The sequence below is a fragment of the Pseudomonas sp. BAV 4579 genome, assembly GCF_009765395.1.
GTDB lineage: Bacteria > Pseudomonadota > Gammaproteobacteria > Pseudomonadales > Pseudomonadaceae > Chryseomonas > Chryseomonas aestiva.
In genome coordinates this window covers 1-10,809 of sequence record NZ_WHOV01000117.1, presented here as the reverse complement: position 1 = coordinate 10,809, position 10,809 = coordinate 1, and the positions used below count along the sequence as shown (strand labels likewise).

Sequence of the window (10,809 nt, the reverse complement as noted above, 5' to 3'; positions counted from 1 at the left end):
GGGCTTACGACGCATCTTGCGTCGGGCAATGACGGGTTGAATACCGACACGGTCTGTTACCTGCCATGCCAATTTTTCCATTTGACCAATTTTGGTCCGCAGCCCACTCCACAAAGTCGTAGCCGTCTTCCCCCAATTGTGTACCCCAATACACTAGGTTACCTTCAGACTTATAAGCTCCTCTGGAGTCAGGTTGGAGGACGACGTATCCGCGGTTTACCCAGAAGGCCGGATCGATACCCTCAAACTTATTTAGCTCCGAAAGGCGGCCCAACGCTACGCCGGACCGTTCGGGAAAGTCGTCGACCGACTCGCTACCGACCTCTTTTCAATACGGGCTCCATGAGACAATTGCAGGATAGTTACCGCTATGAACTGGCCGGAACACGTCGGTGAAGATAGTTATGCCATCGCTTAGTATAACCGGCACGTTGCGATCAAGGTAAATATCACAGAGCAATGGCATGGCACCGTCACGCCGTATTTCGCCTTTTCTAAGCAAAACGGTTTCCTACGCGAATCCGAAGTAGCGCGCCCGTGGCGCCTATAGTGGCAATGGTCGTCTATGCCATACCGCATACTTATCATCGCCTCTAACTTTCATAGGCACTTGCCGGATAAAGACGCCTTTTTCTTCGCGCATAGGTACTCCTTTATGGACGAGTCAATATTCCTATTGCACCTGAATATCATAGGATTAGCTTTCACCTCAAAAAATAGAACACTCGACAAAGTGGCAACTGTACAAATAAAAATAGCCAAAGATCGAGCAAGTGCGGGTAAAATAATCGTGCCGTTTTTTTGTCTGGCTAACCTTTTCATTTAAAAAATATGAGCTACAGGGCAAAACTATTATCAACAGCCATGCTAGTAGCCAAATGGTATCTTCATCCAGGATAGAACCTAGACAAAGTCAGCGTTCCTGGTTTTAAGTATGCAATTTTTCTACTTTACGTTATGTAAAGCCGTGCCAGCATCGAGGTAACGAATGAAGTGCACGGCATGTCCAGAGTGATTGTCCGACTACGACAGTACGTATGCTTCAAATCCTAAATTCCGGTTTCTTACTAGCTGCGGCGCGAACCATTTTGTGCAGTTTCCTGCAATTTGGTCAGAGCGGTAATCCCATTCAAGATAATGCACCTAATAAGTCCGATTACTCAATAATCCCTGCGAGTATGAATATGGATAGAGATAACGCGCCGTCCGCCAACGCAACAGCGGCAGAGTCGACCCTGAAATAAGGCGATCCAGGCCGGCATTCAACGAATCCAAGACGCCAATACGAGATCGCCCAGCCGTCGTAATCGGTTGAAGTGCGCTAGACCTTCGATAAATCCTGCGCTAAGAAAAACGAATGTCAGTTCACGTGTTGGATCGACCCACCACATCGTAGACCCTCCGCCTACTGCGTAATAGGTCTGGGGCGATGCGGTAAATCCCGCACCATTGATGAAATGGCCGTCACCGCGGACATATCCACCTAGTAAGGTGAAATTTGCGGGGTATTCTGGCAGCCCATGCGCCTCTCGATAGAAATCCCACGCCCCGTTCCCCATATTCCCGGTATGGTTTTGCGTTGCGTAGGAAAGCAGTGCCGGCGAAATGAACTGTTTCCCTGACTCATTTGCGTATGGCCGCAAGGCTTCGGCGAAACGAAAGATATCATCGACAGTGCTAAATGCTCCGCCGGCGGGGTGCTCACTGCTTTCGTCAAGATATTGGTTGAGCAGCTTTGCCGTCTGACTAGTTGTTTTGTTGCTATTGCGCTTCGTGAAAGCGACTGGTACTCGACGGGGTTCATCAGGTGCTAGGCCATAGGATGTATTGTGCATCCCCAGCGGTTCGAATAAGTCTTCGTGTGCAATATCGGCGAAACGGCGTTTGAGTGGATCTGTGACAACTAGCAACTGTCCAAGCATTGCGTAACCGGCAAATGGGTTATACACCACCCGTTCACCAGGAATATTTGCAGCAGGCAATGCCGACACTGCCGCGACGTTCTTCGCCAGGTTTCCAAGTTCGCTCGGCAGGAGTGGTTGCGGTGGAGCAAAATTGGCATAGGTGCCTGCTGTATGGGTAAGCAGATGTCGCACTGTAACGCGCTGTTTTCCGCCAGCTGCGAATTCCGGGATAAAATCGGCGATGCGCGTGTCCAGTGAGTAGCGACCGTGATCGATGGCTCGCAGTGTCAAGGCGGCCGTAAATGACTTTGATAGCGACATCATCAAATAGAGGTCATCTACCTTAGCTTTGCGGTCAGGAGCTACCGTGCCGAACGTCCTGCGGTGTTGAACCACGCCTTTGTGCGCGACAATGATGGAGGCGCCAAAATTTTGGCCGTTGTCAATGTCGTCCTGAATGCTCGTATCTAATCGAGATAAGGCGTTTTCATCTAATGTAGATGGATGTGGATAGGCATCTGTGTTCATGAGACCTCCAAGCAGGAATTTTGACGTGCCTCCCTATAGACCCTTCAAGGATAGTTTAAATTCGATTTAAATTGAAAATTTTTCCGTCTTCGTCTTGGCTCGTCAGCGCCTTCGAGCGATAATTCGTCTATCTTGCCTATCTAGGAGCTGGAATGACTGCTTCGCGTCGTATCCCGAGGGGGGACGGAGACCTAACACGCGGTAGAATTCTAGAAGCCGCTGGGCAGCTTTTCGCTCATGCCGGGTACGCTGAAACCTCTAGCAAAGCCGTTGCGGCCCTTGCCCAGGTCGACGTTGCCGCTATCAATTATCACTTTGGGGGCCGCGCTGGCCTTTACCAAGCTGTGTTGCTCGAAGGACATCGGCGTCTTATCAGTATTGATGACTTACAGCAGATCGATGCAGGGCAAGACTCTGCAGAGGAAAAGCTCGGTCGCCTCATTGACCATTTAGTAGAACGCATCTATTTGGAGCGCGGCTGGCCAATACGGGTATGCGCTCGCGAAATGCTTTCTCCAACCGTTCATTCGGATGTATTGATAAACGACGGTGTTATGCCCAAGGCGGAAATAATTTGCGGCCTCGTTGCTGCTATTATCGGCCTACCAAAAGGTGACCCTGTGGTTACGCGCTGCATGGTCAATGTTATGGCGCCATGTTTGATGCTGCTCGTCGGGGGCGAGGCTGCGCCTCCACCGGTTATAAGCATACTTGCTATGCCCTCGCATACGCTTTCCGACCACTTGAAAGGTTTTGCGATCGCTGGTTTAAGGGGTATCAAATACTCACTGATTGCTGATAAAAGTTATAGCGACTAGAAAGTCGCTCGTAGAAAATGAGGGCGTTTTACATTGCTATTTAAAATTTTATTTAAGGCAAGGGGGAGTAATTAAATAATTTATCTTTGGTAAAAGTATTTCATGCCAGATCGGCAGGCGCACTATGTGTATATGTTATGTCAGCTGGATAAATACGACAGTACTGCCTTAGGCATCTCAATGCATAAGCATAAAGTTTCTCGCATGCTTGTCGTGATGAGCGCTAACGTAATGGTTGTTTGTGAGTCATTCTCTCGCTCAGCTACCCTTTATTTCGATATTTAGAACGGACAATAGATGCGGAGTTGGGGTCCAAGTATACTTTGCTGTGCTTTGGGGATTTACAGGTCTAATTCAGAACCGGCCCCGGTATCGGGAATGAATGCTGGATATTGTAGGAACTGTCGGCCAGTAACCTATGGCAGCATTTTTGATGAAGGGCGAACTAATCGATAATCAGGAAGTGGCGCTACGGCAACGACGTTGAATGGATGTGCTACGAGACTCAGTGGCATTCAGGAATATCCAGCTGTAGCGGTAGTAGTTCGTGCCCAGGTTGCTCCTTTTCGATATGTGCTGATACGAGAGAATCAATAGCCCTGCGCGCTAGCTTCTCCATGGGGTGAGACACTATGGCATGAACTAACCCTTGTGCTAATGCGCCGCGGGTGATTGTGGTGAGGTCATGGCATACCACAAAGGGTAGTTTGATTGACTTTTCTTTTAGTTCCTCTAAAGCTCGAACAACGCCTTCAATACCACCGCCTGCGACATAGAGACCTGCAAGTTCAGGGTAGGAACTAAGTAAGTCTATGGTGTTCCCGTATGCGTAGCGATCGTCCTCCAACGTTAAACGTGACCCCAAAATCTCCCAGTCTCCAGCAATATCCGCAAAATAGGTTCTGAAGCTGAGTTCGCATAGTTCTTGACACTGGAATCTTTGGCTACCGACCATAACCGCTACCGGCCCGGGCTTGCATGCGAGATGGGTTATAAACCAGCCGGCCACGCGCCCCATCCGACGATTGTCTACCCCCAGATAACCAGCTCCTGCCCTAGTTGCTAGTTCGGAAATCATTGCAAGCACTGGCATGCCGTTTAAGCGCAGGTCATATACTGCCTCACGTACGGCCACATGATCGACCGCCACTACGCCAAGTGCGTCGACTTCGCCGCGTTGCGCTTCGATGCGCCGGGCTACGGCCAGCGGATCCAGCTCATCTAGATAGCCGATCATCACCCGTACCCGGGCATGCGCGGTTGCCGCGGCCGCTTCGGCTAATGCCTGAGCGAGTTCCTGATAAAAGGCCACGCCACTTCTCTGAAGAAGGAAACCGAGACGGATTGTCGGTCGCTCATGCCGAAGCCTTTGTTCGATGACCCCATGTGCACGAAAACCGAGCTTTGTGGCAGCGTTTGCGATTCGCTGTGCGGTATCTGCTCGTACTCCAGCGCGAAGATTAAGTACTCGGTCAACCGTTGACAAACTTACTCCGGCCTCTCGGGCTATGTCGACCATAGTAGGGCGACGTACATTTCCGGAATCTGACATCAAATGACACGCTCCTAGTCTGATGGTGAGGGGTTTTGACAGGTTTGCGTGAAGCACTATAGCAGCGTCAACAGGAATGCCCTAGCATCCGGAGCACGCCCACTAGGGCATTAAAACAACAATAATGGAGCTTTCCATGGCTATTCATATCTCGACTGCCCCCTGCTGCTGGGGGGTCGATGACGTCAGGAATCCCTTCTTGCCGCCCTGGCGCCAGGTGCTCCGCGAGGCCGGTCAGGCTGGTTACCGCGGCATCGAACTTGGGCCCTATGGTTACCTGCCGCTGGATGCCGCCGAGGTAGGCCAGGCGTTGAGCGACAATGGCCTGCAGGTGGTGGCCGGCACCATCTTCGACGACCTGGTCGATCCGGCGAATCTACCCTCGCTGCTGACCCAGACCCACAATATCTGTGCCCTGCTCAAGCAGTTGCCGGCGATGGACCCGGAAGCCGGACAGCGTTTCCCGCTCCCCTACCTGGTGGTGATCGACTGGGGCCATGACGAGCGTGACTACGCTGCCGGCCATTCCGATCGCGCGCCCCGCTTGGAAGATGCAGCCTGGAACACCATGATGGATCACATTATTGCCATCGCGACCTTGGCCTGGCAGGAGTACGGCGTGCGTGCGGTGATCCATCCCCATGCCGGTGGCTATATCGAATTCGCCGATGAATTGGCGCGGTTGGTGGACGACATCCCGCACGAGATCGCCGGCCTCTGCCTGGATACCGGGCATCTCTACTACGCCGGCATGGACCCCGCCACCACCTTGCGACAGTACGAGGCGCGCCTGGATTACCTGCACTTCAAGGACATCGATCAAGCGGTGTTCGATCGGGTGCTGAACGAACGTATCCGCTTCTTCGAGGCCTGTGCCCAGGGTGTGATGTGTCCGCTCGGCAGGGGTGTCATCGACTATCCCGCGCTGCGGACCCTGATCCAGGAACTGGGGTATCAGGGCTATATCACCGTGGAACAGGAGCGCGACCCGCGCAACGCCAACGGCAGCCTGGACGATGTGGCCGAGAGTCGCGCCTATCTCACCCGTGCCGGTTTCCAATAAGGAACAATAAGATGATCAACGGCAGCAAACGTATCGCCCGTCCCCTGCGTTGGGCCATGGTCGGTGGCGGCAGCAACAGCCAGATCGGCTACATCCATCGCTCCGCCGCCCTGCGTGACCAGAACTTCACCCTGGTTGCGGGCGCCTTCGATATAGATCCGGCTCGCGGCCAGGCCTTCGGCGAAACCCTGGGCGTGGCGCCGGAGCGCTGTTATGCGGACTACGGGAGTCTCATCGCCGGGGAAGCCGGGCGCGAGGATGGCGTCCAGGCGATCTCCGTGGCGACTCCCAACGGCACCCATTTCGCGATCACCAAGGCCGCCCTGGAGGCCGGCTTGCACGTGGTCTGCGAGAAGCCGCTGTGCTTCACCCTGGCGGAAGCCGAAACCCTGCGCGAGATCGCCCAGGCACATAACCGTATCGTCGGCGTGACCTATGGCTATGCCGGCCATCAGCTCATCGAGCAGGCGCGGGAGATGATCGCCGCGGGTCAGCTCGGTGAGATCCGCATGGTGCACCTGCAATTCGCCCATGGCTTCCACAGTGCGCCGGTGGAGGCGCAGAGCGAGGCCACCAAGTGGCGGGTGGATCCGCGGCTGGCCGGCCCGAGCTATGTGTTGGGCGACGTCGGCACCCATCCGCTGTACATCGCCGAGACCCTGCTACCGGAGCTCAAGATCAAGCGGCTGCAGTGCAACCGGCAGAGCTTCGTCAAGAGCCGCGCGCCCTTGGAGGACAACGCCTACACCCTGATGGAGTACGAGGGTGGCGCCATGGGCTGGGTCTGGTCCAGTGCGGTCAATGCCGGCTCCATGCACGGCCAGAAGGTGCGGGTGATCGGCTCCCTGGCCAGTCTCGAGTGGTGGGACGAACGGCCCAACCAGCTCAGCTTCGAGGTCCAGGGGCAGCCGGCGCAGGTGCTCGAGCGCGGCATGGGCTATCTGCACGCCAACGCGCTGCTGGACGACCGCATCGGCGCCGGTCATCCCGAGGGGCTGTTCGAGGCCTGGTCCAATCTCTACTACCGCTTTGCGCTCGCGATGGATGCCGCGGACCGCGGCGATACGGCGGCGCTGGCAGGGCTGCGCTATCCGGACATCCATGCCGGGGTCGAGGGCGTGCGCTGGGTGGAGCGCTGCGTGGAGTCCGCCGATCGCGGTGGGGTCTGGATCGATTATTGATGCCCAGGACCGGCTCCACGCGGGAGCCGGTCCGGCGAATGGAACCTCAGGGGAAAGCACCATGAAAATAGCCATAGATCCCTACATGTACCGCAACCTGAGCCTGGCGGAGACCTGCCGGCACGTGGCGGAGTCGGGCTTCGAGTACCTCGAACTGTCGCCACGGGAAGACTTCCTGCCCTGGTGGAAGCGTCCGCGCGCGCACCGGGAGCGCATCGCCGAGTTCAAGCAGGCGCTCAAGGACCATGGCCTGCAACTGGCCTCGCTACTACCCATGTACCGCTGGGCGAGTCCTCATGAAGACGAGCGGCAGGCCGCCGTGGGTTACTGGAAGGAAGCCATCCAGGTGGCCGTGGAGATGGGCTGCGACACCATGAACTCCGAATTCGGCCGCGGTCCTTCGCCCGAGCGGGGCCATCGGATCAGTTGCTGCGGTGGCAGCCACAGCCACGAATCCAGCGAGGCGGCCTGGTGGCGCTCCATGGAGGAACTGGTGCCGATCTTCGAGCGCGAGGGCATCACCCTGAACATGGAGCCGCATCCCGAGGACTGGTGCGAGACGCTGCACCCGGCCATCGACATGCTCAAGAGCCTCGGCTCGAATAACGTCAGGTTCCTCTACTGTGCGCCCCATACCTTCTATTTCGGCGACGACATGGCGCAGATGATCCAGGACGCCGGCTCGCTGATCGGCCACGTCCATATCGCCGACACCTGGAACCACAAGGCCTCTTCCGGGCTGCGCTATATCGTCAATCCGCCCGGTGCCCAGGTCACCGTGCACCAGCACATGAACCTGTATCAGGGCGAGATCGATTGGGACCTGTTCTTCGCCTCCCTGGCGAAGGTGGGATTCGACGGCATCGTCACCTCCTGCGTGTTCGGCTGGGAAGAGAAGGCCGACGAGTCCGGTCGCTTCATGCGTCAGGAGATCCAGAAGTACGTGGACCGCCACTGGCCGCGCTGACGTCTTGCGCTGCCACTTAAAAGCCCGGCCTGCAGGTAGCAGGCCGGGCTTTTTGCGTGCCGGGGTGTCAGCCTTGCTGCTGGAAATGGCGCTCCAACGATTCCAGCGAATGCCCGCGGGTTTCCGGCAGGTAACGATGGACGAACAGCAGGGCGACGACGCCCAGGACGAAGAAGATGAAGAAGGTGGTGGCGATGCTGAACCAGGCCACCAGCTGTAGGAAAAAGAAGCCGACCAGGAAATTCACCAGCCAGAGCATGCAGCCGGACATGCCCAAGGCGAAGCCGCGGATGCGCATGGGGAAGATCTCCGAGAGCATCAGCCAGGTCACCGGCGAAATGGCCGCTTGCTGGAACGCCAGGAAGGCCACGGTCAGCGACAGGATGGTGAAGCCGCGGGTCAGCCCGGGCGGCAGCAGCAGGGACAGCACGCCGATGAGCAGCAGCGAGGCGGTGGTGCCGAGCAGGCCGATCAGCAGCATGGGGCGGCGGTTAACGCGGCCGAGCAGCCAGATGCCGAACAGGGCGGCGACCACCGAGATGGCGCCGTTGGCGATGTTGGCGATCAAGGCGCCCTGGGTGTCGAAGCCCGATTCGGTGAGGATCTGGGTACCGTAGTACATGATGGAGTTGACGCCGGTGATCTGCTGGACTGCCGCCAGGCCCAAGCCGAGCAGGAACACGCGGCGGATCCAGGGCGTCTTCAGATCTTGCCAGCCACCGGCTTGCTGCTTGGCGTCCGCCTCGGCCTGCTGACGGACTTCCGCGGCCTCGGCTTCCACCTGATGTTCTTCGCGGACCTGGCGGAGGATGCGCAACATCTCGCCGAAGCGGCCCTTGGCGGCCAGCCAGCGCGGCGATTCGGGCATCACTAGCATGCCGATCCAGAGCACCACCGCCGGCAGGGTGGCGACCACCAGCATCCAGCGCCAGGTGTGGTCGCCCTGGTAGAAATGCGCGATCGCCGCGTTGCTGGTAAAGGCCAGCAACTGGCCGGTGACCACCATGAAGTCCTGCCGGGTGACCAACTGGCCGCGGAGCTGCTTGGGTGACATCTCCGCCAGGTAGACGGGCACGGTGATCGAGGCGCCGCCGACCGCCAGGCCGAGTACCAGGCGGGCCGCGATCATGACCTCGGTCGATTGCGCGAAGGTGCAGCCCAGGGTGCCGAGGATGAAGATCACCGAGAGCAGCAGGATGACGCGTCTCCGGCCGTGTCGGTCGGCGATCTTGCCGCACACCAGCGACCCTATGGCCGCGCCGAAGACCAGCGCGGAGACCACCAGGCTCTCGGTGAGCGGCGTGAGCTGGAAATCCCGGTTGAGATAGGGCAGCGCGCCGTTGATGACCCCAGTGTCATAGCCGAATAGCAGGCCACCAAAGGTGGCGAGGGTGGTGATGATCTGCAGCTTGCGCCGGCTCTCGCCGCGGCTGGCGGCAGTGGGCGCCGCGTAGAGGGCGGATGCTTTGCTGGTATCCATGGCCAACCCCTTGTTTTGTCATTGTCGTGATAAGGCGGATGGCATGACTGTACCTTTTGTGAAATTTATTTGGAATTAAATTTCCATTTTAATCTTTTTGGACTTCAGTATTCGTTCAGCCTGGGCCCTGGCCGGTCCAGACGTTCATTCCTCGTCGTCCTGGGCGAGCTGGATATCGTCCATCTTCAGTTCCAGACGATAGGCCAGCGCCAGGAACAACGCCTGGCACAGGCACAGGGTCGCGGTCAGCGAGCGGAAGGCGAAGGCACTGCCTTCGCTGACCAGCAGCAGGCCGTCGGCGCGCTTGGCCAGGGGCGACAGGGTGCTGTCGGTGATGATCAGCGTCTTCGCCTTGTGGTGCTGGGCGATGCGCGCGCATTGCTGGCTTTCCTTGCCGTAGGGACTAAAGCTGATGGCGATCAGCAGGTCGCCCTGGGCGATGCTGCGCATCTGCTCGCGATAGCCGCCACCCAGGCCGGTGATGAGGTGGATGCGCTTCTTGGTGTGCTGCAGGTTGTAGACAAGGTAGTCGGCCACCGCGAAAGAGCGGCGCACCCCCACCACATAGATGTTCTCGGCATTCACCAGCAGCTCGATCGCCTGGTCGAAGGCCGCGTCGTCGAATTCCTCGCCCAGCCGGTCTATGCCGGAGCGCGTGGCGTTGATGCATTCCCGCGCCAGATCGCTGCCGCTTTCGTTCTTGCTCTTGTTGGCGATCAGGGTGCGGATGCGCTGTTGGTAGTTCTGTACCGGCGTGGTCTTGTGGGTATAGGCCTCGCGAAACAGCGCCTGCATCTCGCTGAAGCCCTTGAAGCCGAATCGCTGGCAGAAGCGCACGATGGCCGAGGGATGCACCTCGCACTGGCTGGCGATATCGCTGATGCGGTCGACCATCACCCGGTCGCTCTGCTGGCTGACATAGACCGCCACGCGTTTGAGCTGGCGCGGCAGGCTCTCGTAGTCGTTGGCGATGGCGGCCAGCAGGGCTTCGACGCTGGTGGGTGGTTCGGCGTGGGGGCCGCCAATAGGCAGGTCGTCAGGCAATGTCTCGGCGGACATGGGGGAGCTCTCTTATCGGTACTGTCGGCACGGTAACCCATTCGCCGGATGGAGTCGAAGCGCCGAACACCCGAGCACGGGGCGATTGATTGGAAAATTAATTCTATAAAATTGCATTTGAAAAAAATATTGATTTTTGCAGGTGCGCGTTCTAGCCTGGGTCCATTCCGAACATGCGCGATCCTGCTACGGCGATCGTGGCAATAACAATAAGCAGGAGCCACCCATGGGTGATCATTTCTTCGCCAGCGGGCGCC

At 57.5% G+C, this 10,809-nt stretch carries 9 protein-coding genes; 4 read left to right on the top strand and 5 right to left on the bottom strand.

The window, feature by feature from the left end:
* Positions 1-4: 4 nt before the first annotated feature.
* Complete coding sequence (locus tag GSQ95_RS27260) at positions 5-274, bottom strand: CocE/NonD family hydrolase (protein WP_158893897.1); 270 nt, start codon at positions 272-274, stop codon at positions 5-7.
* 988 nt (positions 275-1,262) lie between these two features.
* On the bottom strand, positions 1,263-2,432 hold the full coding sequence (locus tag GSQ95_RS20075) for a serine hydrolase (RefSeq protein WP_158893895.1): 1,170 nt from the start codon (positions 2,430-2,432) through the stop codon (positions 1,263-1,265).
* Between the two features lie 152 nt (positions 2,433-2,584).
* On the opposite strand from GSQ95_RS20075, the gene GSQ95_RS20070 reads away from it, so the two are divergent.
* The gene (locus GSQ95_RS20070) at positions 2,585-3,250 is read left to right on the top strand and encodes a TetR/AcrR family transcriptional regulator (protein ID WP_158893893.1); all 666 of its coding nucleotides are present in this window, start codon (positions 2,585-2,587) and stop codon (positions 3,248-3,250) included.
* Between the two features lie 505 nt (positions 3,251-3,755).
* Here the strand turns inward: GSQ95_RS20070 and GSQ95_RS20065 are convergent.
* Positions 3,756-4,769 carry a substrate-binding domain-containing protein gene (locus tag GSQ95_RS20065; RefSeq protein ID WP_158893891.1) on the bottom strand — a complete coding sequence of 338 codons (1,014 nt, stop codon included), beginning with the start codon at positions 4,767-4,769 and terminating at the stop codon, positions 3,756-3,758.
* A gap of 169 nt (positions 4,770-4,938) precedes the next feature.
* On the opposite strand from GSQ95_RS20065, the gene GSQ95_RS20060 reads away from it, so the two are divergent.
* The 3 genes from GSQ95_RS20060 (at position 4,939) to GSQ95_RS20050 (ending at position 8,013) form a co-directional block, all read left to right on the top strand.
* Positions 4,939-5,865 carry a sugar phosphate isomerase/epimerase gene (locus GSQ95_RS20060; protein ID WP_158893889.1) on the top strand — a complete coding sequence of 309 codons (927 nt, stop codon included), beginning with the start codon at positions 4,939-4,941 and terminating at the stop codon, positions 5,863-5,865.
* An 11-nt stretch (positions 5,866-5,876) separates the two neighbouring features.
* Entirely contained in the window at positions 5,877-7,046 is a 1,170-nt protein-coding gene (locus GSQ95_RS20055) for a Gfo/Idh/MocA family protein (RefSeq protein WP_158893887.1), read from the top strand.
* Positions 7,047-7,107: 61 nt separating this feature from the next.
* Positions 7,108-8,013 (top strand): sugar phosphate isomerase/epimerase, encoded by a 906-nt coding sequence (locus GSQ95_RS20050; RefSeq protein WP_158893885.1) that lies wholly within the window; start codon positions 7,108-7,110, stop codon positions 8,011-8,013.
* A gap of 67 nt (positions 8,014-8,080) precedes the next feature.
* On the opposite strand, the gene GSQ95_RS20045 is transcribed toward GSQ95_RS20050, so the two are convergent.
* Both GSQ95_RS20045 and GSQ95_RS20040 read right to left on the bottom strand, forming a co-directional pair.
* The gene (locus GSQ95_RS20045) at positions 8,081-9,493 is read right to left on the bottom strand and encodes a sugar porter family MFS transporter (RefSeq protein WP_158893883.1); all 1,413 of its coding nucleotides are present in this window, start codon (positions 9,491-9,493) and stop codon (positions 8,081-8,083) included.
* Positions 9,494-9,637: 144 nt separating this feature from the next.
* Positions 9,638-10,552: a MurR/RpiR family transcriptional regulator gene (locus GSQ95_RS20040; protein ID WP_158893881.1), complete on the bottom strand. Its 915-nt coding sequence runs from the start codon at positions 10,550-10,552 to the stop codon at positions 9,638-9,640.
* Between the last annotated feature and the right edge of the window lie 257 nt (positions 10,553-10,809).